At 71.4% G+C, this 21,296-nt stretch carries 19 protein-coding genes; 6 read left to right on the top strand and 13 right to left on the bottom strand.

What is annotated here, in order from left to right:
* The first annotated feature begins 114 nt into the window (after nucleotides 1–114).
* The 3 genes from K3N28_RS06500 (at nucleotide 115) to K3N28_RS06490 (ending at nucleotide 3,198) form a co-directional block, all read left to right on the top strand.
* Nucleotides 115–933 (top strand): hypothetical protein, encoded by an 819-nt coding sequence (locus K3N28_RS06500; RefSeq protein ID WP_228091673.1) that lies wholly within the window; start codon nucleotides 115–117, stop codon nucleotides 931–933.
* Nucleotides 934–1,246: 313 nt separating this feature from the next.
* On the top strand, nucleotides 1,247–2,776 hold the full coding sequence (locus tag K3N28_RS06495) for a hypothetical protein (RefSeq protein ID WP_228091672.1): 1,530 nt from the start codon (nucleotides 1,247–1,249) through the stop codon (nucleotides 2,774–2,776).
* Entirely contained in the window at nucleotides 2,773–3,198 is a 426-nt protein-coding gene (locus tag K3N28_RS06490; RefSeq protein WP_228091671.1) for a roadblock/LC7 domain-containing protein, read from the top strand. The genes K3N28_RS06495 and K3N28_RS06490 overlap by 4 nt, the downstream gene beginning before the upstream one ends.
* A gap of 285 nt (nucleotides 3,199–3,483) precedes the next feature.
* Here K3N28_RS06490 and K3N28_RS06485 read toward each other — a convergent pair whose 3' ends face one another.
* On the bottom strand, nucleotides 3,484–3,915 hold the full coding sequence (locus tag K3N28_RS06485) for a DUF2000 domain-containing protein (protein WP_228091670.1): 432 nt from the start codon (nucleotides 3,913–3,915) through the stop codon (nucleotides 3,484–3,486).
* 53 nt (nucleotides 3,916–3,968) lie between these two features.
* Here K3N28_RS06485 and K3N28_RS06480 point away from each other — a divergent pair, with 53 nt between their 5' ends.
* Nucleotides 3,969–4,775: an AraC family transcriptional regulator gene (locus tag K3N28_RS06480; RefSeq protein WP_228091950.1), complete on the top strand. Its 807-nt coding sequence runs from the start codon at nucleotides 3,969–3,971 to the stop codon at nucleotides 4,773–4,775.
* Between the two features lie 212 nt (nucleotides 4,776–4,987).
* On the opposite strand, the gene K3N28_RS06475 is transcribed toward K3N28_RS06480, so the two are convergent.
* From K3N28_RS06475 to K3N28_RS06460, 4 genes are all read right to left on the bottom strand, one after another.
* The gene (locus tag K3N28_RS06475) at nucleotides 4,988–5,575 is read right to left on the bottom strand and encodes an ATP/GTP-binding protein (protein WP_304608693.1); all 588 of its coding nucleotides are present in this window, start codon (nucleotides 5,573–5,575) and stop codon (nucleotides 4,988–4,990) included.
* Nucleotides 5,576–5,581: 6 nt separating this feature from the next.
* Nucleotides 5,582–5,959 (bottom strand): DUF742 domain-containing protein, encoded by a 378-nt coding sequence (locus K3N28_RS06470; RefSeq protein WP_091048505.1) that lies wholly within the window; start codon nucleotides 5,957–5,959, stop codon nucleotides 5,582–5,584.
* 229 nt (nucleotides 5,960–6,188) lie between these two features.
* The gene (locus K3N28_RS06465) at nucleotides 6,189–6,587 is read right to left on the bottom strand and encodes a roadblock/LC7 domain-containing protein (RefSeq protein ID WP_030161947.1); all 399 of its coding nucleotides are present in this window, start codon (nucleotides 6,585–6,587) and stop codon (nucleotides 6,189–6,191) included.
* Nucleotides 6,588–6,632: 45 nt separating this feature from the next.
* Nucleotides 6,633–9,806 (bottom strand): nitrate- and nitrite sensing domain-containing protein, encoded by a 3,174-nt coding sequence (locus K3N28_RS06460; RefSeq protein ID WP_228091668.1) that lies wholly within the window; start codon nucleotides 9,804–9,806, stop codon nucleotides 6,633–6,635.
* A 642-nt stretch (nucleotides 9,807–10,448) separates the two neighbouring features.
* Here K3N28_RS06460 and K3N28_RS06455 point away from each other — a divergent pair.
* Complete coding sequence (locus K3N28_RS06455) at nucleotides 10,449–11,273, top strand: MHYT domain-containing protein (RefSeq protein WP_228091667.1); 825 nt, start codon at nucleotides 10,449–10,451, stop codon at nucleotides 11,271–11,273.
* An 80-nt stretch (nucleotides 11,274–11,353) separates the two neighbouring features.
* Nucleotides 11,354–12,424 (top strand): MHYT domain-containing protein, encoded by a 1,071-nt coding sequence (locus tag K3N28_RS06450; protein WP_228091666.1) that lies wholly within the window; start codon nucleotides 11,354–11,356, stop codon nucleotides 12,422–12,424.
* A 125-nt stretch (nucleotides 12,425–12,549) separates the two neighbouring features.
* On the opposite strand, the gene ccsB is transcribed toward K3N28_RS06450, so the two are convergent.
* The 8 genes from ccsB to K3N28_RS06410 all read right to left on the bottom strand — a co-directional run bounded on the left by ccsB (nucleotide 12,550) and on the right by K3N28_RS06410 (nucleotide 20,801).
* A complete protein-coding gene (ccsB, locus tag K3N28_RS06445) occupies nucleotides 12,550–13,515 on the bottom strand; it encodes a c-type cytochrome biogenesis protein CcsB (RefSeq protein WP_228091665.1) in 966 nt (321 codons plus the stop codon).
* The gene (locus K3N28_RS06440; protein WP_228091664.1) at nucleotides 13,512–15,137 is read right to left on the bottom strand and encodes a cytochrome c biogenesis protein ResB; all 1,626 of its coding nucleotides are present in this window, start codon (nucleotides 15,135–15,137) and stop codon (nucleotides 13,512–13,514) included. Before K3N28_RS06440 ends, ccsB begins: the two co-directional genes overlap by 4 nt.
* Before the next feature lie 43 nt (nucleotides 15,138–15,180).
* A complete protein-coding gene (locus K3N28_RS06435; RefSeq protein WP_228091663.1) occupies nucleotides 15,181–15,921 on the bottom strand; it encodes a cytochrome c biogenesis CcdA family protein in 741 nt (246 codons plus the stop codon).
* Entirely contained in the window at nucleotides 15,918–16,079 is a 162-nt protein-coding gene (locus tag K3N28_RS06430) for a hypothetical protein (protein WP_228091662.1), read from the bottom strand. Before K3N28_RS06430 ends, K3N28_RS06435 begins: the two co-directional genes overlap by 4 nt.
* 52 nt (nucleotides 16,080–16,131) lie before the next feature.
* Nucleotides 16,132–16,728, bottom strand: a complete 597-nt coding sequence (locus K3N28_RS06425; protein ID WP_228091661.1) for a TlpA disulfide reductase family protein — start codon at nucleotides 16,726–16,728, stop codon at nucleotides 16,132–16,134.
* Nucleotides 16,729–16,730: 2 nt separating this feature from the next.
* Nucleotides 16,731–17,384 carry a histidine phosphatase family protein gene (locus K3N28_RS06420; RefSeq protein ID WP_228091660.1) on the bottom strand — a complete coding sequence of 218 codons (654 nt, stop codon included), beginning with the start codon at nucleotides 17,382–17,384 and terminating at the stop codon, nucleotides 16,731–16,733.
* Complete coding sequence (gene hemL / locus K3N28_RS06415; protein ID WP_374209704.1) at nucleotides 17,381–18,706, bottom strand: glutamate-1-semialdehyde 2,1-aminomutase; 1,326 nt, start codon at nucleotides 18,704–18,706, stop codon at nucleotides 17,381–17,383. The genes K3N28_RS06420 and hemL overlap by 4 nt, the downstream gene beginning before the upstream one ends.
* A gap of 139 nt (nucleotides 18,707–18,845) precedes the next feature.
* Nucleotides 18,846–20,801, bottom strand: a complete 1,956-nt coding sequence (locus tag K3N28_RS06410; protein ID WP_228091658.1) for an adenylate/guanylate cyclase domain-containing protein — start codon at nucleotides 20,799–20,801, stop codon at nucleotides 18,846–18,848.
* Nucleotides 20,802–21,296 lie beyond the last annotated feature (495 nt).

Here is a 21,296-nt window from a genome sequence, read left to right as displayed (position 1 = left end):
AGCGGCGCGGCCTTTTCGCGTATTCCATTGAGAAAAGCGCACACCGGATGCGATGCGGCGTGTCGCGAGGTCGTAGGCTGTCCCGAGCTAGACGACTTACGGGAGGGACGCGACATGGCGGCCGATTCGGACGTCCCGGCGCGCAGCGCCGAGACCGACAAGCTCTGGAACGAGACGAGCGTCGACCCGGTGGAACTCCACCTGGGCAAGGACTCCGGTTTCACCTTGCGCGCCTACCGGATGTCGGACACGCTCCCCGGGGCCGGGAACGCCGAGGAGACCGAAGCGGACGAGGCGGACGCGGCGGCCGGGGAGACCGACGACGACGAGCGCCCCGACATCGCCGACAACGCCGAGGACGAGGACGCCCCCGAGCCCGACGCGGCCGACTTCGCCGACGAGGCGATCGAGGCCGACGACGAGGAGGACGCCCTCGACGCCGAGCCCGAGGAAGTCCCGGTCTTCTTGACCCGCAAGGGGAAGCTGCTGGTCTTCCGCGAGCCGGAGGCGCTGGTGGCGTACGTCAGGGAGCAGTCGGACCACGACCTCGCCGTCATCGAGGAGTACGGCGAACTGCAGGAACGCCTCACGGTCGACGACATCGTCTGTGACGAAGACGACACCTATGAGCTGGACCTGGTGGTCGCCAACCTCCGCGGCGGCCACGACGCCTGGGAGCCCGAACTCCTCATCAAGGCCGCCGAAGTCGGCCGCGACCTCGGCTACGCGCTCAAGAACACCTCGATCATCGGCGCGCTCTCCCCCGGATCGCCCCTCGACGACCTCGACGAGGCCTTCCGCGTCGTCGTCGAAGGCGGCCTGCGCGGCAAGCTCGCCAAGCGGCGCCTGCGCAAGTACGACGCGCAGCAGGCCGCCATCGCCTGGCGCGGCGTCATCGGCAAGATCAACGACCATGTGGAATGGCGCGGATAGCGCGTTCGCCCCTCGGCCGAACAGCCCATGCCGACTCATACGCCGAGTCCGATTCCCCGTGCCGCCGCAATGTGATCACGTCGGCACCAATGCGTTGATCCATAAGGGAATTCCCTGGTCAGCGCTGTCGGGAAAATGACGGAAATGTGTGCTATGAGTTTCCCGCTCGGCCAGAACCCGCACCGGCTCTCCGCTTGCAGAACCGAGTATTCTGCGGAAAACTGATAACGGACTGGTAAAAACGGGCCGGGCGCAAGCCCCGCCGACAGGGGCCGGCGCTCTTCGGGTGCGCCCCACGAGAGGAGCTCCGCGGGTGCAAGTGTTCTGCGGCATCACCATCGACCAGCAGGTAGCGGGAGCCGGACACGGCGACACCGCCTGCGCGGTCGCACTCGTCGCGGCCGGAGGCGGCCTCATCGCCACCGACACCTTCGGCGACGACCCCCGCGGCTGGGTCCGCCTCAACAGCCTCCTCGCCAGATCGGCCCCAGGCCAATCCGCCTCCGTGGCGGTCGACGGCGAGGTCGCCCAGCTGGCCGAGTACGCCGCCGCCGCCGGGCACCTCGTCGTCCGCGCCGCCAGCCCGGCCTCCCGCTCCAAGGACGCCCTCGACGACGCCATCGCCATGGCGCGCGGGCTCGCCACCGGCGAGGTCCACGGCCAGCCGTACGCCGCGCGCCCTGAGATCAACGCTCTGCGGCCCATCCTCGACACCGTGGCCTCGGCCGCCCGAGCCCGCCACGACGCGGCAGAGGCGCTCACGTGCCTCCTGCGGGCGGTCTTCCCGGCGGCGCTGGCCGCCTGGGACGACCCGAGCGAGGCCAACGCCGTCGCGATCCTCACCCGGCTGCCGCAGCCCGGTGCGCTCCAGTCCATCTCGACCGAAGAGCTCGCCGCGGACCTCGCCACCGTCGCCGACCCCGGCCAGGTGGCCGCGATGGCCGGCGCGCTCACCGAGGCGATCCGCGAGATCGGCGGCGGGGACGACCCGTCCGTCGCGCCCTCCGTGTCGGCCACCGCCGAGGCCGTCTCGGCCTGGGACCGCTCGCTCGAAGGGCTCATCGGGCTCCTGCAGGCCAAGCGCCCCAAGCCCGAGGCCGTCCCCGCGGCCGCCGAGGAGGCGCCCTCGCGCCACCGCGGCGCGGAGACGCACCGGACCGTCCGCCTTCCGGGCGACCTGCCGGACCGCCAGAGCCTGCGCGCCCTCGACCCGGCCTCGCAGCTGCACTCGGTGATCGCCGCGGACCTCGAAGCGACGCAGGTGCTGCCGGATTCGTACTCGCAGCCCGTGGACGGCGAGAGCCACACCCGCTCGATCAGGCGCCGCCGCCGCGCGCAGCCGGCCGAGCTGCCGCAGGACCAGAGCGACGCGTTCCAGTCCGAGAGCATGCGCCAGCCCGAGCCGGAGGCGCGCCGCCACCCGTGGCAGCCGAAAGAGGACGTCAACATCGTCGACGTCGCGAGCCTCATGAACGACGACGACGGGCTGCTGATCCTCGGCCAGGCCCGCAGCGCCTGGTTCAAGCGGCCCGAAAGCGAGGAGCCCGAACCGGAGTCGTGGAACCTCCCCGGCGACGACGGCTGGCGCACCGCCCGCCACGTCACCGAGGCCCCCGAGACCGAGGAGCCGACCACGCCCGCCGGGCTGCCGCGCAGGAAGCCCCAGGCGAACCTGGTGCCCGGCGCGGTGGTGGCCGACGAGAACCCGCGGTTCGACGAGCCGATCGACCGCGACCCGGAAGTACTGGCGCAGAACACCGCCGGTTACTTCAAGGGCTGGGGCCGGGCCCGGGGCGGACGCCCCGGCACGGCCGCGCGGACGGAGAGGATGGCGGCCCGATGAGCGCCAACCTCGGCGTTTACGAGCGTTCGTTGAGCATGCTGCTGGGGTCCCTGGTGGCGCGGACGCCGGGGCTGTCGCATGCGGTCCTGGTGAGCGTGGACGGGCTGCCGCTGGCGGTGTCGGCGGGGCTCCCGAAGGAGCGCGCGGACCAGCTCGCCGGGATCGGGTCGGGTCTGCTGTCGATGGGCGAGGGCGCTGGGCGGTCGATGGACCACGGGCCGACGCAGCAGGTGATCGTGGAGATGGCCGAGGGCGTGCTGCTGGCCGCGCCGGTGGGTCCGCAGATCTGCTTGACGCTGCTCGCGGTGTCGCAGTGCGATCGGGAGCAGCTCGGGTACGAGCTGGGCCAGTTCACGATGCAGGTGGGCCCGTTGCTCAACGAGGCCCTGACGAACACCGGCTCCATCCCGAAGGTCGTCTAACGGCCGGGTTAGGACGAGCAGCGAGAGCTTGAGAGAGGGCTTCAGGGCGATATGCCTTGGGGCCCTTTTCGTATGGGGCGGAACGGGGTGCGCGGGACGGGAGGGGCGGGGTCGCAGGGCGGGGGCGGAACGGCAGCCAACGCCTTCCAGAACGGACCCCGGGAAGTCCCCGCCTCATCGCCGCCGCCCGCCTGTACAGCGGCCACCACCGCACGCCGACAGCCAAGTGGCCTCGCCCGCTCGACCGCTCACCTCGTGGTCGCTTCAGCCCTCAAGGTTCAATCCTCAAGGGTGCATGCGGGCGCCCTTGACGACTCGGTCCACCGCGTTGCGCGGCCCGTAGAGGCCGATCCCCGCGAGGTCGAGCTTGTCGGTCGGGACTTCGCGGACCGCCTCGCGGTTGTCCTGGTCGTTGCCGGTGGTGAACAGTTCCGTCGTGAAGACCGAAAGCGTCAGACCGCGTTTGACGGCTTTCGCGTGGGCGGCGCTCAGATGCTCCTTCGAGCCTTCGAGCACCAACACCGGTTGGCGGAACATCGCCAGGTATTCGATCCCGTCGGCGTCCGCGTACGGTTCGCCGATCACCTCCGGCTCCGCCGAGCCGATGCCGCTGACCAGGAATGCCGTCACATTCAGGCGCTGCCAGGTCGCCAGGTCCTCGCGGAGCAGGACCGCGATCTTGGTGTCGAATCGGACGGGTGCGCTCTCTCGTTCCATGGGGGCAACGCTACGAAGGCGCGGGCGCACCCGTCTTGTACGTTCTTAACGTGATGGTCCGTCCTGAGGTCACGGCGTGGCGTCCGGCCGTCGGCGGGATCGCGGAGGCCTTCCATGCCCATTTCACGGACCACGCCTACCCCATGCACGTCCACGACACCTGGACGCTCCTCATCATCGACGAGGGCATGGTCCGCTACGACCTGGACCGGCACGAGCACGGGGCACTGGACGGCATGGTCACCCTGCTGCCCCCGCAGGTGCCGCACGACGGGCAGTCGGCGACGCCGCACGGGTTCCGCAAGCGCGTGCTGTACCTCGATGCCACGCTGCTGGACGAGACGCTCATCGGCCGGGCGGTCGACGGCCCGGCGATCACCGACCCGGCGCTGCGGCAGGAGATCCACCGGCTCCACGAGGTCCTGAAGCTTCGCGGCGACGAGCTGGAGGCGGAGAGTCGGGTCGAGCTGATCGCGGAGCGGCTGCGGCGGCATCTGCTGCGGCGGTTCACCGCCGCCGAGCCGGGACGGGATCGGCGGCTCGCCCATCGGATGCGCGACCTCCTGGACGAGCGGATCACCTCGGGGGTGCGGCTGCGGGAGGCCGCGGGTCTGCTGTACGCCCATCCGGCGCATCTGACCCGGGCCTTCAGCCGCGAATTCGGCATCACGCCCCACCAGTACCTGGTGACGCGCCGGGTCGATCGGGCGCGGCGGTTGCTGCTCAACGGGCAGCCGGCGCACGCCGTCGCGGCGGCCACCGGGTTCCACGACCAGTCGCACCTGACGCGGCATTTCAAGCGGGTGGTCGGCACGACCCCGGCCCGACACGCGGGCCGGCGGCGGTCCGAGGGCCTGTAGCGGGGCGTCGCGCTCGGAGTGACCGCTCGGCCTGGACGCAGGCGGTGGTCGTGGGCGGTCTCGGGTCGACCGGTCGCGCCCGCGTGCGGGCGGCCGGGTGAGCCCTCCCGGGGATGCGGAAAGGACCCGAGGCGGGCGGCCTCGGGTCCTTTCAAGCATGGTCCAGGTGGTCGGGTCAGCCTAGACGGTCGTCAACGTCCGTTTGTGGGCACTTAGTGGACGCCGACGGTGCGCGTGCGGCGCATCGACAGCACGTACTCGACGAGCTTGATGAGCACCTGCTTGGTGGACTCGCGGTTCCGGGCGTCGGTGTACATCACGGGGACGTCGTGCGAGATCTGCAGGGCGTCGCGGATGTCGTTGAGCTCGTGGAGCTGCTTGCCGTCGAAGCAGTTCACCGCCACCAGGTAGGGCAGCTTGCGGTGCTCGAAGAAGTCGATCACCGAGAAGCAGTCGGCGAGGCGGCGGGTGTCGACCAGGACGATGGCGCCGATGGCGCCGCGCACGAGTTCGTCCCACATGAACCAGAACCGGGTCTGGCCGGGCGTGCCGAACAGGTACAGGATGAGGTCCTGGTCGATGGTGATACGACCGAAGTCCATCGCCACCGTCGTCGTGGATTTGTCGGGCACCAGGTTGTTGTCGTCGACGCCCTCGGAGGCGGAGGTCATGATCGCCTCGGTCGTCAACGGGGTGATCTCGGAGACCGATCCGACCAAGGTCGTCTTGCCGACGCCGAAGCCTCCGGCGATGACGATCTTGGCAGAGGTCACACGAGAGGTGTCTGCGGGTGAGTTCATTAGGGTCTATAGCCTCCTGAGTCCACTGAGGACACGCTCAAGGAGCTCGGTTCCGACCGATCCGTCGCCGCCGTCCGCGTCGAAACCGGTGGGTTCGTGCACTGCCAACAAACCGTCGGCCGCCATGTCGGCGACCAGCACGCGGGCGACGCCGAGGGGCACCTCCATGCGTGCGGCGATCTCGGCGAGGGACTGCAGGCGGCCGCCGCACAGATCGACGATCACCTTCTGCTCCCTGCCGCCGAGGAACTGCCCGGACCGGCCGCGCGCGGTGGTCTCCACCAGCGCTTCCAGGGCGATCTCCAATTGGGGCCGCGTACGGCCGCGCGTGACCGCGTACGGTCTGACGAGTGAGCCGGTCGGCTCATCACCACCGAGGACCATTGTTACCTCCAACCGCGACCCGCAGATCCCACAATCCTTGTGCCGCAGTCTTGTCAGTTATCCGTGTACCGGGTGCCAGGGAAAGCACCGGCCCGTCGCCTGGGGATGCGACGGAGGGGTTGGTTGTTCAGTTCGTCCCACTCGTGCTGCTTACCGCATCGAGTGGAGCCTACCGTGCCGCACGCCCGTGCGCCAAACGCGCCTGAGCCGCGGCCGGATCGGCTTCGGCTCAGCTTCGAGCCGAAGGCGTGAGGGCCTGCCCGACGCGGTCGACCAGGAGCGCCATCTCATAGCCCACCTGGCCCACGTCGCAGTTCTTCGAGGCCAGCACCGCGAAGGACGAGCCGTCGCTGATGGACATGAGGAACAGGAAGCCACGGTCCATCTCGACCACCGTCTGGAGGACGGCGCCGCCCTCGAAGCAGCGGGAGGCGCCCTGGGTCAGGCTCACCAGCCCCGAGGTCACCGCCGACAGCTGGTCGGCCCGGTCCCGGGGCAGGTCCCGCGAGGAGGCCAGCAGCAGACCGTCGGCGCTGACCGCCACGGCGTGCGCCACTCCCGGCACGCGTTCGGCGAAGCCGGCCAGCAGCCAGCCCAGGTCCTGGACCGAGGTTCCACCAGTGCTCATCGTTTGCGCTCCTTAGTAGCGTCTGCCGTGTTGCGGTTCAGCGACTCAGTTACCGTCATTGCCACGTCCTCGCTGCACGCCACGGTGATAGGCCGACAGCAGGCCCCGAATGCCCTCGGGGTTGCGCTTCTGCGCGCTGACGGTCTCCTGTGATTCCTCCACGCTGCCGGGAACCAGGCGTTCCATGGGGCGGCGCTTGGGAAGTCCCGCCGTGGTCGTTTCGTCGACGACCGTTTCGGCGAAGGCGTTGTCGACCCGCGACCAGCCGTCGTCGGCCGCCGTGCGCCAGGCGTAGGAGCCGCTCTCGGACTCGGGGGAGGTGAGGCGGCGGCGTTCCAGGCCCGGCTCCGCGCTCCGGGCGGCGGCCGGCTCGTCGGCGGGCGTGCTGTGCATGGGCGAGCCTTCCGTGGGCTGCGGAGGGGTGTGCGGTGCCGCCTCCCAAGCCTGGGCGGGGGACTCGGCCGCTTCTGACTGGTCAGCGTAGCGCGGTGCGGATGTCTCCGCCACCTCCGCGGGCGACTGCGACGCAGAGCGGAAGGACGGTTCGGAATTCGCCGACACGAACGGGGAGGCCTCGTCGGACGCGCCGGACGGCGCTTCATCGTCCTCGACCTTCTTCGGCGCGGGCGTGACGGCCTTGAACCAGGCCGACTCGACCTCGCGGAAGATCGGGAGCTCGGTGGTGGCGTCCAGGGCGGACACGCGGTCCTTCTTGGCCGCGCGCGGGGCCTCGGTGCCGCCGGGGCCGGCGGCCACGTCCGGCCACGACGGCGGGGCCGGCTCGGGCTCGGGCGTGAAGGCCTCCAACTGGATCTTCGGCAGGGCGACGTGCTCGGAGGAGACGATCTCCCCGGTCACCTCCATGACCTTGCCGTTCGCCTTGCGCTCCTCGTCGAGGCCGCCGGGCCGGAACATGAAGCCCGGCTCCTCGTCGGCCTGGCGCTGCTGGCGGTGCAGCTGCTGCTCGCCGGTCAAGGGCTCGACGGGCGTGGGCCGCTCCGGGGGACGCGAGGGCTGCTGCGGCGCGCTGGGCTGCCACAGGGGCTGCTGCTGCGGCGGAGGCGGGGAGTGCGGCCCGGGCTGGGCGACGGTGTCGAACAGGCCCGCGGGGCTCTCCGGGACGCGCGGGAGCTCGCCGGAGTGCATGCCGCCGAGGAGCTCGCCGCGGGGGCCGCCGTCGCGGCCCTGCAGCGACATCGTCTCGCCGCCGTCGTAGGAGCCGGCGTCGAGCGGGACGCCCGAGCGCATGCCGCGCTCGGGGAGCCGCGGCTCGGTCAGGACGGCCTCGCCGAGGATGACCTCGGCGACGGTGCCGCGCTGCTCGCCGGCGCGCAGCTCGACGCGGACGTCGTGGCGCCGCGCCAGGCGCGCGACCACGACCAGGCCCATCATGCGGGAGGAGGCGAGGTCGATGACGTCCGCCGACTCCGACAGCTGCCGGTTGATGTCCTCGATCTGCGCGGGGGGCATGCCGATGCCGACGTCGTTGATCCGCACCCGGATGGCGCCCTGCGGGCTCTCGGCGGTGCGCATCTGCTCGGCCTCGACGAGGACCGGGGACTCCGGCGGGGAGAACGCGGTCGCGTTGTCCATGAGCTCGGCGATGAGGTGCACGAGGTCGTTGACGGCGGCGGGGCGGATCTCCCGCTCGGCCTCCAGGTTCCCGAACTCGATGCGGGTGTACTGCTCGACCTCGGACTGGGCGGCCTGCAGGATGTCGCCGATCGGCGCCGGGTAGCGCTCCTGGCGGGTGGAGTCCGCGCCGGCGAGCACCAGGAGGTTCTCGTCGTTGCGGCGCATGCGGGTCGCGAGGTGGTCGAGCTGGAACAGCTCGGCCAGGCGGTCCGGGTTCTCCTCGCCGCGCTCCAGGTGGTCGAGGTGGCCGATGAGCCGGTCGACCAGGTTCTGGGAGCGGCGGGCCAGGTTGATGAACATCTGCGAGACGTTGGCGCGCAGGGCGGCCTGCTCGGCCGCGATGCGGATCGCCTCGGTGTGGACGATGTTGAACGAGTGCGCCACGTTGCCGATCTCGTCGCGCTGGTCGATGTCGATGACCGCGCCCGTGTCGGCCGCGACCTCGTCCGGGGTCCGGTTGCCGATGGTCTCCGCGTCCCGCATCTGCGCCACCGCCTGCGGCAGGCTGACGTGGGCGACGTCGAGCGCGCCCTCGCGCAGGCGCCGCAGACCGGTCGCCATGTTGCGGGCGATGAGCAGGGCGATCACGGTCGCCATGACGAAGGCCGCCAGGATGAGCACGGCTTCGAGCAGCAGCTGGAAGACCTGCGCGTTGAGGTCGTTCCGCGCGTCCTCGAGGACCTGCCGGGACTCGTCGGTGATGTACCGCAGGCCGTTGTCGAGGATCGCGTTGTAGGAGTCGATGACCTCGGCGTTCACCGACAGCGGGTCCGAGGTGTCCGCGGCGACCGCGGCGTTCTCGAACTCGAGCGCCGGCTGGGCCGCGGCGGTGTTGAGGCCGCCTTCGCTGAAGAAGAACGAGAGCTGCTCGTCGCGGTCGGCGACGGTCTTGAACTCGTCCTCGGCCGTCTCGCGCAGTTTCGCGTACGAGATGAAGTTCTGCCAACGGGTGGCGTTGATGAACCGGCGGCCGTCGCCGACGTTGATGGCGATCGCGCGCTCTTCCTCGAGGGTCTCGAGGATGGTGGTGGCGGCGGCGATGGCCTGGAGGTTCCGCGCGATGTCGGGGTCGTTGACGATGCGCGAGGAGATGTCGGTGATGGTCACCAGTTCGGCGATGAGCCGCTGGTAGACGCGGGAGGTCGCGTCGATCGAGGTGCCGCCGGCGTCCTGCTTGGCCTGCTCGCGGATCTGCCGCAGGCTCTCGTACTGCGTGTGCACGGCGTCGATGCGGTTGTCGATGTCGTCGGAGAGGGCCGGTAGCTGCTCGGCCTGCGTGTTGAAGCCTTCGAGGGACTCGTCGGTCTCGGCCTGCTGGGCGGACACGGCGGTCTCGTCGTAGAGGGCCTTGTCGATGCCGGCGACGTGGTCCTGGTCGAGCCGCAGGTTGGTGACGAGCAGGGACCGCTCGCGCTGGAGGTCGTAGCGGAGTTCGGCGACGACGGTGTTGAACTCGACGAGCTTCACCATGTCGCCGGACTCGAACACGCGGTCGGCCAGGTCGTAGAGGCGGAGGCTCGCGACGGCCACGAGCACCACGAGGGGCACCAGGAGGATCAGTCCCAGCTTGGACCGGATTCGCATGTCTGCGATGCGGGGCAGGCCGAGCGGTCCTCGTCGAGCCGCTGAACCCGCACGGTTCGAGCTGCGCTTGCTCACCTTGTCTAGCCTCCTGGGGTGGTCCTCTGTGTCAGACCGAAGGGCCCGTGCCGGGCCGGGGTCGGTCTCGGGCCGACGGCGCCCGCCGGCTGCCGTCCGGCCGCCGGGGCGGCGGGGGCGGCATGTGAAGCCCAGCAGATTCCATCATGACGAAAGTGGGCGGCGAAATCCAGGGGCGTACTGGAGTACTGAACGCGCCCCCGTATGCCATCGCGGTGCAGGGCGAATCCCAAGATACACTCATCTTTCGGACACGTGCCTATGTGGTATTCGGCTGATCGGACGAGAAGTCCGGCTGTTCGGACGAGCGACGCCGTCCCGCCCGGAGAATCCCGGGACCCCGGCGCCGACTCCCCCGACAATGACACGGACCGCGTCGTCGCGACCACCCCCCGTGATGACCGTTTCGCCACCTTAGTCCAGTCACCGAGCGCGGTCTTCGGAACACGCCCGAGGGACGGGTTCGTCATGACCAGCGCGGTTCCTCGCGGAACTCGCACAGGTTGTGCGACAGACTTCGTTCTCCATTAGGCACGGTTGACCCACGACCTTCCAGGAGGCAACCCCATGGACCTGCTCGCAGCGACACTCGAGCACCACCACTTCACTTACGGCTGGCTCAATCCCGTGATGGGCCTCGCCTTCGCCGCGGCCGGATCCTTCCTCGGCCTGTCGGCCTCCCGCTACGCCCGCGCCGCGACCTCCACCGGAGGGCGCCTGCGCTGGACCCTGATGGCCGCGTCGGCCATCGGCGGCGTCGGCATCTGGATGATGCACTTCATCGCGATGATCGGCTTCACCGTGACCGGCGCCGACATCGCCTACGACCCCGGGCTCACCGGCGCCTCGTTCGGCCTCGCGGTCGCCGCGGTCGGGGTCGGGCTGCTCGTGTCCGGCGGCGAGCGCGCTGGCTGGCCGCGCTTGGTCCTCGGCGGACTGGTGTGCGGCGCGGGCGTGGTCGGGATGCACTACACGGGCATGGCGGCGATCTCGACGGGCGGCCGGGTCGTCTACGACTCGACGCTGGTCGCGGCCTCGGTGGCGATCGCGGTGGTCGCTTCGACGGTGGCCCTGCGGTTCACGGCGGTGGTGGACCGGCGCGGCGGGATGGCGCTGGCCGCGGCGGTCATGAGCGTCGCGGTGGTCGGCATGCACTACACCGGGATGGCGGCGGTGACGGTCGAGGGGCCGCCGCGCGCGGACGTCTCGGGGATCAGCCCCCTCGTGCTGCTGCTGCCGATCCTGATCCTGGCGCTCGTGGCGATCGTGGGGATGGTGTTCGGGGTGCTGGCGTCGCCGTCGCTCGACCGGGAATCCGGTGATCGGCGGGCGATCGACCGAAATGACCGTCCTAGTGCAACTGTCCGTCTTGCGGATGCCGCCGGACAGTAGTCGTATAAATTTCAAACCGCGCGAGAACGTTTGCGCGCCCCATTCCGAATACGGGCCGAGCCCGGGGAGGAAGACCAAGGGTGGAACACGTCAGTCACTTCACGTACGGCTGGATCAATCCCATCATGGCCTTCGGATTCGCCTTCGCGGGTTCGATCCTGGCGCTCATGTGCATGACGCAGGCCCGCCGCCAGGACGGCCGGGTGAAGTCCGCCCGCAGACGCGTCCAGTGGATCGCGCTGTCCGCGTTCGCGCTGGGCGGCACGGCGATCTGGATGATGCACTTCACGGCGATGATCGGGTTCAAGGTCGTCGAGTCGGACATCGCCTATGACCCGATGAAGACGTTCCTGAGCCTGCTGGCCTCGATCGGGGCGGTGTTCTTCGGTCTGCTCGTGGCGGGCACGGGACGGCGCAACACGGTCGCGAAGATCCTCATGGCCGGCCCGATCACGGGCATCGGCGTGGTGATCATGCACTACTCGGGCATGGCGGCGATCAACGTCTCGGGGCACATCGCCCACGAGCGCGGCTATTTCATCGCCTCGGTGGTGATCGCGGTGGTCGCGGCGACGGCGGCCCTGTTCTGCGGCATGTACCTCGACGGCTGGCGGTGGCAGTCGGCCGCGGCGGTGATCATGGCGAGCGCGATCTCCGCCATGCACTACACGGGCATGGCCGGGGTGCGGGTGACGGTCTACGACCAGGGCCGCAACTCGGTGTCGGGGATCGACCCGATCATGCTCACCCTGCCGATCCTGGGTGTCGCCACGATCGGCATCATCGTGCTGCTGTTCGCGCTCATGGGGACGCAGCCGAAGATGGTGACCAAGCGGGACCAGCTCGGTATCGAGGTCGAGGACGAGGAGGTCCTGCCGACGGCGACCGGCGCGATCCCGGTGGACCGGCTGCGCGGCGGGCCGCGTCCGCGCGGGGCGGGACGGGTCCGCAACAAATCGGAGCGGTCGCAGGGGTACGTCCCGGATCAGCGGCCGACGCGGCCGCTGCAGGCGCCGATGGGCAGTCAGGACGGTCCGATGATCGTTCCGGACCGGCCCGGGGCGCGCACGCAGCGTTCGTTCCAGCAGGCAGACCTGGAGCGGACCGCCGAGCACTACGACATCACGCCGCGGCAGGCCCCGCGGCGCTGATCCTCAGTTCGCGCATTCGTCAAGCAGCGGGAACGGCCCCCATCCGATCGGATGGGGGCCGTTCCCGTTCCATGCCTTATATATAGGTGCGGAGATCGGTCCGTCACGGACCGCAGTGGGCGCGGTCAGACGCCGGCGTAGGAGTGGAGGCCGCTGAAGACGAGGTTCACGGCGGTCAGGTTGAAGAGCATGACCGCGTAGCCGAGGATGGCGATCCACGGGGCGTTCGCTTTGGCGGACCGGCCGGAGACGCGCGCGTGCAGGTAGGCGGCGTAGACGACCCACGCGATGAAGGCCCAGACCTCTTTGGGGTCCCAGGCCCAGTAGCGGCCCCACGCGAAGTGGGCCCAGACCGCTCCGGCGAGGATGCCGAAGGTGAGCAGCGGGAACGCGAAGACGTGGATCTTGAAGGTGAGGCGCTCCAGGGCGGTCGCGTCGGGGAGGCGCTCGGCGATGTTGAGCGGGAAGCGGATCGACTTGCCGTCGGAGACCTGGCGGTCGTAGCGGCGCTTCACGAGGTGCAGGATCGCGAAGACGCAGCCGATGAGCAGGATGCCCGAGGAGGCGATCGCGGCCGTCACGTGGATGACGATCCAGTACGAGTCGAGGGCGGGGACCAACGGCCCGGCTTCGGTGTAGACCCGCACGGAGGTGCCGAGGACCATCGTCACCGCGAAGGTGGCGAAGAGGCCGAGGCGGCGGGGCACGTTGCCGTTGGCGACGAGGACGAGCCAGGTGACCATGCCCGCGAGGGCGACGCCGACGGTGTACTCGAACATGTTGCCCCAGGGCCACCGTCCGGTGTAGACGACGCGGGTGACGATGCTGGCGGCGAGGGCGGCCGTGCCGAGGTGGGTGAGGACGAGGCCGAGGCGGCCGGCGCCGCGCGCGGCGGACGGGCTGATGGGCGCCTCGCCGGTCGCGGCCGGCGGCGGGGCGTCGTCGGTGGCGGAGCCGACGGCGGCGAGCCGTCCGGCGCGCTTGGGGGCGCGCTTGTCGAAGGCGTACTCGACCGCGTAGGCGAACATGGCGGCCGCGTAGGTCAGGATGGTGGCGACGAACAACGCGTTCGCGGCTTCGGCACCGGTCATGGCTGGCTCCCGATCGAGTCGTCGGATTCTTCGGATTGCTGGGGCGGCCGGTAGGCGGGGGCGATGGCTGCGGTGAGCTCGTCGCATTCCTCGTCGAGGCCGTCGTAGTCGTTGCGGTTGAGGCCGCCGGTCTCCACGGTGCCGTCGGGGTTCCAGCGGATCCAGAAGCGGCGGCGGCGCACGGCGAGGGCGGGCAGGAGGCCGCCGAGCAGGAGGATCGCGCCGGCGAGGACGACGGGGCCGCCGGGGTCGTGGCGGACCTGGAGGACCGCGTACTGCTCGACGCCGTCGAAGGTCAGGCTGGAGCCGTCGGGGAGGGTCATGGCGTCGCCGACGCCGATGACCTCGACTTCGTCGTTGACCTGGACGAGTTCGCCGGAGGCGATCTGGTCCTCGTTGACGGCGTAGACGGATTCGGGCCGGCCGTCGGCGAGGCCGAGGTCGCCGGTGTAGGCGGTGAGGGCGAGCACGGGGTTGTTCGGCTCGGGGTCGGTGCCCAGGAGCATCCCGGTCGCGTCGTCGTAGGTGGGGACGAGGATCGCGTCGAAGCCGACTTCGGCGTCCGGGTCGACGTCGCCGGTGTCGGGGTTGAAGTTGGCGTCGGGGAACTTGAAGGCGCCTTCGGAGTTCATCGCCGGGTCCATGGCGAGGAATTCCTGGTGGAGGGTCTGGGTCTGGCCGTAGCGGTCGGTGTAGGTCACGACGGCGGTGTAGCCGTGGCCGATGAGGAAGACGTTCGTGCCGTCGATGTTCAAGGGGTGGTTGACTTCGAGGGCGTAGTCCCCGGTCTCGGTCCCGTCCTCGCCGGTGGTCTCGTAGGTGACGTCGGCGTCGTAGGCGGTGGGGCCGCCGCCTGTGAACTCGGCGTCGAAGCTGTTGAGGGTGAGGCAGAACCGCGGGAGGCTCGTCTCCTCGACCCAGGAGCCGAGGCCGTATTCGTCGTACTGCTGGAGGTTGTTGCAGTAGGACTTGTCCTCGGAGAGGATGCGGTTGCCGTACCAGCTCATGAGGCTGCCGAGGGCGACGCCGACGAGCATGAAGATGACGCTGGTGTGGAACAGGAGGTTCCCGGTCTCGCGCAGGTAGCCCTTCTCGGCGGCGATCGTGAGGGCGCCGTCGTCGCCCTCGCGGACGGCGGTGCGCCAGCGGCGCTGCTTGAGGACGGCCCGCGCGCGGGACTGGCCGGCGATGGCCCCGTGCGGGTCGGCGGGGAGGACCCGGTGGTACGGGAGGATCGACATCCGCTTGGGGGCGTCGGGGACCGCGGCGCGCAGGGCTTTCCAGTGGACGCCGAGGCGCGGCACGATGCAGCCGACGAGGCTGATCATGAGCAGCAGGTAGATCGCGGAGAACCACGGCGAGGTGTAGACGTCGAAGGCCCACAGCCGGTCGAGCCAGGGCGCGAGGTCGGGGTGTTCGGTGTAGTAGTCGGCGACGTCGACGGCGCTGATGGCGCGCTGCGGGAACGCGGAGCCGGGGATGGCGGCGAGGGCGAGCGCGAGGAGCAGCAGCAGGGCGGTGCGCATGGAGGTGAGCTGGTGCCACCAGCGGCGGCCGAACGCGCGGAGGCGCTTGAGGGGCCTGGGCCTGCTGCGCGGCGGCGGGGCGAGGGTCGCGGTCACGGGACGCGCACCTCGGCGGGGGCGCGGCGGCGGTCGTCGGCGTTCACAGGAGGCTCACCCCGACGCCCACAGTGGCGCGCAGCCAGTTCATGAGGCCGGTCCAGGCGCCGGTGACGAGGGCGAGGCCGACGAGGCAGAGCATGGCGCCGCCGGCGATCGAGATGGCGCGGCCGTGGCGTTTGAGGAAGTCGAGGGCTCCGGCGAGGCGGTGCATGCCGACGGCGAAGAGCACGAACGGCGCGCCGAGTCCGGCGCAGTAGGCGACCATGAGGCCGACGCCGCGGGCCGTGCCGTCCTGGATCACCGCGAGGCTCGTGATCGCCGCGAGCACCGGCGAGGTGCAGGGGATCCAGGAGAGCGCGAAGACCGCGCCGAAGAGCGGGGCCCCGGCGAGGCCGACGGCGGGCCGCCAGGTGGGGGCGAAGCCGCCGCGGGCGGGGATGAGGCCGATGAACATGAGGCCCATGGCGATCATGACGATCCCGGCGACGGTCTCCAGGGTGGCGGCGTTGGTGAGGAGGGCGCGTCCGGCGCTCTGCAGGGCGAAGACCATGGTGGTGTAGACGGCGGTGAACCCGGCGACGAACAGGAGCGCGCCGGTGAGGATGCGGCCGGTGCGGCGGTCCTTCGCGAGCTCCTGGCCGCTCATGCCGGTCACATAGGACACGTACCCGGGCATGAGGGGGAGGGTGCAGGGCGAGGCGAAGGAGACGAGCCCGGCGAGCGCGGCCACGCCGAAGGCGAGCAGCAGGGGCCCGGAGGCGGCGGTCTCGGCGGGGTTCACTCGGTCGCCTCCCGCGGCGAGTCGTCGCGGTCGGCGGCGGGGTCGCTGATGCGGCGCTTCACGAGCGTGCCGACCGCGAGCGCGGCGAGGGCGGCGGTGCCGGCCATGGCCGCGCCTTTCGCGGCCTTGCGGACGGCGGGTTTCGACGGCGTGCGCATCAGGACTCCAGTGCCTCTCGGTCGGCGGGGTTCGGGGGGCCGGGCGGGTGCATCAGGTCTCCAGGGCCTGCTCGACGTCGGCGATGAGCGTCGCGGCGTCGTCGAGTTCACCGCGCCAGATCGAGAAGACGCGGTGCTCGGCGTCGATGACGATCGTGGCGGGGATGTCGTTCGGGGAGAGCCCGTATTCGACGAACTGGTCGGCGACCCGGCCGGGGGCGTCGGAGATCGAGGGGTAGTCGACGCCGTAGCGGCGCTCGAAGGCGAGCGCGGCGTCGTCGGTGTCGCGGATGTTCACGCCGAGGAACCGCACGTCCCGGTCGGCGAACTCGGCGGCGGCCTCCACGAGGTGGGGCGCCTCGGCCACGCAGGGCGCGCACCAGGAGCCCCAGAAGTTGACGACGAGCACGGACCCGGCCCAGTCGTCGGTGTCGATCTCGGTCGTGCCGTCGACGGCGGTGCCGGTGAGCCGGGGGGCCGGGAAGCGGTCCTCGGGCTCCTGCCACCGGTAGTTCGAGCCGTCGCCGGAGACGTACCGGTCCCGGTTGATCTCGTTGACGCGGTTGGCGGTCTCGCCGTCGGTCTCGGAGCAGGCCGCCAGGGCCAGCAGCGGCGCCGCAGCCAGCATCGTCCTCCGCCGCAGGGCCATGGTCAGGCTCCCTTGGCCTTCTGAGCGGACTCGGACTGGAGGATCAGGTGGGCGGCGGGTTCGCTGTACTCGACGCGGTCGAGCGAGGGGCCCTCGTAGACGAAGCTGGTGATCGACGCGAGCGCGCATTGGCGCCGGCGCGGGTCGTGCCAGAGGCGCTTGCGCTCGGCGAAGCGGCGGACGGTCCAGATCGGCAGCTGGTGGCTGACGAGCACGGCCTCGGCGCCTTCGGCGGCGACGCGGGCCTTCTCGATGACGTCCATCATGCGGCGCGCGATGTCGAGGTAGGCCTCGCCCCAGGAGGGGCGGAAGGGGTCGCGCAGGCGCCACCAGTACTTGGGCCGGCGGAGGGCGCCGTCGCCGACGCCGACGCGCAGGCCCTCGAAGGAGTTCCCGGCTTCGATGAGGCCGTCGTAGGTGGTGATGTCCATGCGGTGGGAGGCGGCGATGGGCTCGGCGGTCTCCTGGGCGCGCTGGAGCGGGGAGGCGCCGACGTGGACGACGTCGCGTCCGGCGAGGCGCTCGGCGGCGGCCAGGGCCATCTCGCGTCCGAGTTCGGACAGGCCGAAGCCCGGGATGCGCCCGTAGAGGATCCCGGCCGGGTTGTGGACCTCGCCGTGCCGCAGCAGGTGGACGACGGTCGTGGAGCCGCTCATGATCGCACCTTAGCGGCGGCTTCGGCGGCGTGTCGCATGGCCTGTTCGATGTGTGACAGGGCTTCCTCGTCGATCGCGGCCGAGGTGAACCAGCATTCGAAGGCGCTCGGCGGGAGGTAGACGCCGTGGTCGAGCATGGCGTGGAAGAACGCGCCGTAGGCCTCGGTGTCCTGGGCCCTCGCCTCCGCGAAGTTCCGCACGGGGCCTTCGGTGAAGAACACGGAGAAGAGGTTCGAGGGGGCCGAGACGTGGTGCGGGACGCCGGCCTCGGTGAGGGCTTCGGCGGCCATGCGCTGCAGTTCGGCGGCGGTCGCGTCGAGGCGCGCGTAGACGGCGTCGTCGCAGGCGCGGAGGGTGGCGAGCCCGGCGGCGACGGCGAGCGGGTTGCCCGAGAGCGTGCCGGCCTGGTAGACGGGCCCGGCGGGGCTGATCCGCGACATGAGGTCGGCGCGGCCGCCGAACGCGGCGGCGGGGAGGCCGCCGCCCATGACCTTCCCGTACGTGTAGAGGTCGGCGGGGGCGGCGAGGCCGCCGGGGCCGACGCGGAAGCCGGTCATGACCTCGTCGGAGATGAGGAGCGCGCCGTGGGCGTGCGCGACCGCGTAGAGCCGTTCGTTGAAGCCGTCGAGCGGCGCGATCGCGCCCATGTTGCCGGGGACGGCCTCGGTGATGACCGCGCCGATCTGCCCGGGGTGGGCGGCGAACGCGGCTTCGACGGCGTCGATGTCGTTGTAGGGGACGACGATGGTGTCGGCCGCGGCGGCGGCGGGGACGCCGGGCGAGTCGGGGTGGCCGAGCGTGGCGACACCGGAGCCGGCCTCGGCGAGGAAGTAGTCGGCGTGGCCGTGGTAGCAGCCGGCGAACTTGATGATCTTGTCGCGGCCGGTGGCGGCGCGGGCGAGGCGCACGGCGCTCATGGTGGCCTCGGTGCCGGAGGAGACGAGGCGGACCATCTCGCAGGGGGTGCGTTCGACGATGAGCTCGGCGAGCTCGATCTCGCCGACGGTGGGGGCGCCGTAAGAGGTGCCGCGGGCCGCGGCGGCGGCGAGGGCCTCGACGACGTCGGGGTGGGCGTGCCCGAGGATGAGCGGGCCCCAGGAGCCGACGAGGTCGATGTAGGTGTTGCCGTCGACGTCGCGGAGGCGGGCGCCGGAGGCGGAGGCGATGAACACCGGGTCGCCGCCGACCCCGCGGAACGCCCGCACGGGCGAGTTGACGCCGCCGGGGATGACCCGGGCGGCCCGCTCGGCGGCGGCGGAGGAAGCGGTGCGGTCGGGGGCGGCCTGCGGTTGCCAGTCAGTCACGGCCTCAGCATCGCACACGGGGCGCGAGCGGACCGGAATCGGTCCGGAACGGTATGAGGCGCGCGGGACTCGGGCGGCGGGCTCTCGCCCGCCGCCTCGGCCCGCCGGCTCGGCGCCCTCCGCGTGCGCCTGGCCGGCGGTCCCGCTGTCGCGCGCTCTAGGCCACCGCGCGCAGCCGCGGGCCCTCGATGCTCACCGGGCGCACCAGCCGGTCCGCGAAACTCGCGGCCACCGCGGCGCGCGGCTGCAGCCGCTCGGCCCGCGAGGACGCCTCCGCGGCCGCGCCGACCAGCAGCCACCGCAGCGGCGCGGGCACGCGGTAGACCGCCTCGTCCATCGCCGGCCGCTCGATCACGACCAGCGCGACGTCCACGAGCTCCACCAGCGCTTCGAGGCTCCCGTCGCGCTGGCGGCACAGGTCGAGCACTTCGTCCACGGTCGCGCCGCGCGAACGCGCCGCCAGTTCCAGCAGCACCGCGCGGGCCGGGCCCGAGATCGAGGCGACGGCCTCGTCGATCGTCGCCCGGAAGCGGCCCCCGGCGTCGAGCGCGCGGACCGGGTCGTCGTCCAGGTACCGCTGCGCCGCCGCCGGGGAGCCGAGCGCCGTGACCTCCGCGAGCGCCGTCAGCGCGGGCACGAAGCCCTCCACGGCGGTCGCGACGCCCCGGCAGTCGGCGGGGGTCCACGGCGCGCCGCGGTCCTCGCAGTGCCCGGCGAGGATGGCCGCGCCGACCTCCGCCGGCGGGAGTCCGAGCGCGCGCTTGGCTTCGCCGGGCAGTTCGAGCGGGCGCGGCCCGACCGCGAGGAGGTGGAGGTCGGGGCAGTCCTGCAGGAGCCGGGCGACCTCGCCGGCGTGCGAGCGGTCGACGTCGTCGAGGACGAGGAGTGCGCGGGCCTCCTTGAGCCGGTCGACGGCGGTGTCGAGTGCGGGCGTGAGCACCTCCGGACGCCTGCCGAGGGCGTCGAGGAGAGCCGCGCCGAGGTCCTCGCCGGCGCGGCAGTACCAGACGCCGTGCTCGTAGAACGCGAGCCGCCGCCGGGCCCACGCTTTGGCGACGGTGGTCTTGCCGCAGCCGCGGAGGCCGGTGAGGCTGACGAGCCGGTGCTTGGCGAAGGCGCGGTCGAGTTCGCGGTACTCCCCCGGGCGTTCCACCGGGGCCTTGAGGTCGGCGGGCAGATGGTGGGTGCGGGGCCGGACCGGCGGCGGCGGGAACGCGCTCGGCAGGCCGGGCGCGGCGAGCTGGACGAGTTCGGTCGCGCCGGGCAGGCCGCGCAGTTCGAAGTCGCCGAGGCGGTGCATCGCCGCGGGCGGGAGCCCGGCGGCGTCGGCGCAGGCGGCGGAGGCGAGGATCTGGTCGCCGTGTGCGGCGGAGCAGATGCGGGCGGTGCGGTGGACCTCCGGTGTGGCGTATCCGCCCGCGGAGGGCCAGGCCTCCCCCGTGTGGAGTCCTATGCGGACCCTCGGCCGGAGGGGGCCGGTCTCCCGTCCGTAGTCGGGCCAGTCGGCCTCGCGCAGTGCGGTCTGTATGCCGATCGCGGCGGCGCAGGCGGCGGCGGCGTGGTGGAAGACGACGAAGAACGAGTCCCCTTCGGTGTCGATCTCGGTGCCGCCGGTCGCGCGCAGGACCTCGCGGACGAGTGCGCGGTGGCGGTGGAGGACCACCCGGTAGCGTTCCGCTCCGAGCCCGGAGGCCAGGCGCGTGGAACCCTCGATGTCGGTGAACATGAAGGTGACGTCGCCGGAGGGGAGTGCGGCGGAGCGGATGGCGCCCTCGCGGTCCCCGGTGCCTCCGGCGATGGTTCGGGCGGTGTCCGCGGCATGGTCTTCGGCGGTGTTCCGGGCGGTGTTCCGGGCGGTGTCTCGAGCAGTGTCCTCAGCAGTGGTGTCGGCATTGTCGTGAGTGGTCTCCCGATGCTCGTCGGGTTCGGTCGTGTCGGACGCGTGCCGATACCCGGGCCCCCGGTCCCCGGGGGACGGTGCGGACGCGTCTCGTCTCGCCGGCCCGTCGTCCCCGGGGGGCAGCGCGGTCGCATCCCGTCTTCCCGGTCCATGGTCCCCGAAGGGAGGGAGCGACGCGCCCCGGCTGCTCGGCCCATTGTCGCCGAGCGTCATGGCAAAGGAGGTCAGTGCGGCTTGCGATGCCGTTGTCGTATCCACGTGTCGATCAACTTTCGTTCAGCCCCCGTATGCCGGGCTGTGGCGCGCTGGTGCGCGGGCACATTGCCCAGCGGCCTCACAGTGTCTCCCCCATCTCAGTCGGTTACCTGCCGTGATGGGAACTGGCACCCGGTCTGTGCGCGGTTTCCTGCGCCGACGCGGTCGTGAGGTCCTCTCTCCGCGGGTTTGCTCGTGGCAACCACCGATCCGTTATGAGAACGATCCGATCGGCCGCCGGTCGCGGCCGATTTCGGAATTATTGGCCCTCAGGCGTTGCCCGCGGGGACGGAACTAGGGAATACTCGCATTCAGTCCGGTCCCTCGCGAATGCGTCGCCCGACGGCTCCGCCGACGTGCACGGGTGCATACTGGGCCCTCCGGCACCCCGACCGCGACAGCGGCGCCCCACCGGCCGCGCCCGTGCGGGACGCCGCCGCCCCCTGAGTCCTC

The organism is Glycomyces sp. TRM65418, assembly GCF_019710475.1.
Lineage (GTDB): Bacteria > Actinomycetota > Actinomycetes > Mycobacteriales > Micromonosporaceae > Glycomyces.
Note: the sequence above shows the minus strand (reverse complement) of the source record. Positions and strands in the feature narration are given on the sequence as shown.

Coding starts and splice junctions, on each gene's coding strand:
- K3N28_RS06500 (WP_228091673.1), top strand. CDS start 115: ATGGCGGCCGATTCGGACGTCCCGGCGCGCAGCGCCGAGACCGACAAG.
- K3N28_RS06490 (WP_228091671.1), top strand. CDS start 2,773: ATGAGCGCCAACCTCGGCGTTTACGAGCGTTCGTTGAGCATGCTGCTG.
- K3N28_RS06485 (WP_228091670.1), bottom strand. CDS start 3,915: ATGGAACGAGAGAGCGCACCCGTCCGATTCGACACCAAGATCGCGGTC.
- K3N28_RS06480 (WP_228091950.1), top strand. CDS start 3,969: ATGGTCCGTCCTGAGGTCACGGCGTGGCGTCCGGCCGTCGGCGGGATC.
- K3N28_RS06475 (WP_304608693.1), bottom strand. CDS start 5,575: ATGAACTCACCCGCAGACACCTCTCGTGTGACCTCTGCCAAGATCGTC.
- K3N28_RS06470 (WP_091048505.1), bottom strand. CDS start 5,959: ATGGTCCTCGGTGGTGATGAGCCGACCGGCTCACTCGTCAGACCGTAC.
- K3N28_RS06465 (WP_030161947.1), bottom strand. CDS start 6,587: ATGAGCACTGGTGGAACCTCGGTCCAGGACCTGGGCTGGCTGCTGGCC.
- K3N28_RS06460 (WP_228091668.1), bottom strand. CDS start 9,806: ATGCGAATCCGGTCCAAGCTGGGACTGATCCTCCTGGTGCCCCTCGTG.
- K3N28_RS06455 (WP_228091667.1), top strand. CDS start 10,449: ATGGACCTGCTCGCAGCGACACTCGAGCACCACCACTTCACTTACGGC.
- ccsB (WP_228091665.1), bottom strand. CDS start 13,515: ATGACCGGTGCCGAAGCCGCGAACGCGTTGTTCGTCGCCACCATCCTG.
- K3N28_RS06430 (WP_228091662.1), bottom strand. CDS start 16,079: ATGCGCACGCCGTCGAAACCCGCCGTCCGCAAGGCCGCGAAAGGCGCG.
- K3N28_RS06425 (WP_228091661.1), bottom strand. CDS start 16,728: ATGGCCCTGCGGCGGAGGACGATGCTGGCTGCGGCGCCGCTGCTGGCC.
- K3N28_RS06420 (WP_228091660.1), bottom strand. CDS start 17,384: ATGAGCGGCTCCACGACCGTCGTCCACCTGCTGCGGCACGGCGAGGTC.
- K3N28_RS06410 (WP_228091658.1), bottom strand. CDS start 20,801: ATGACGCTCGGCGACAATGGGCCGAGCAGCCGGGGCGCGTCGCTCCCT.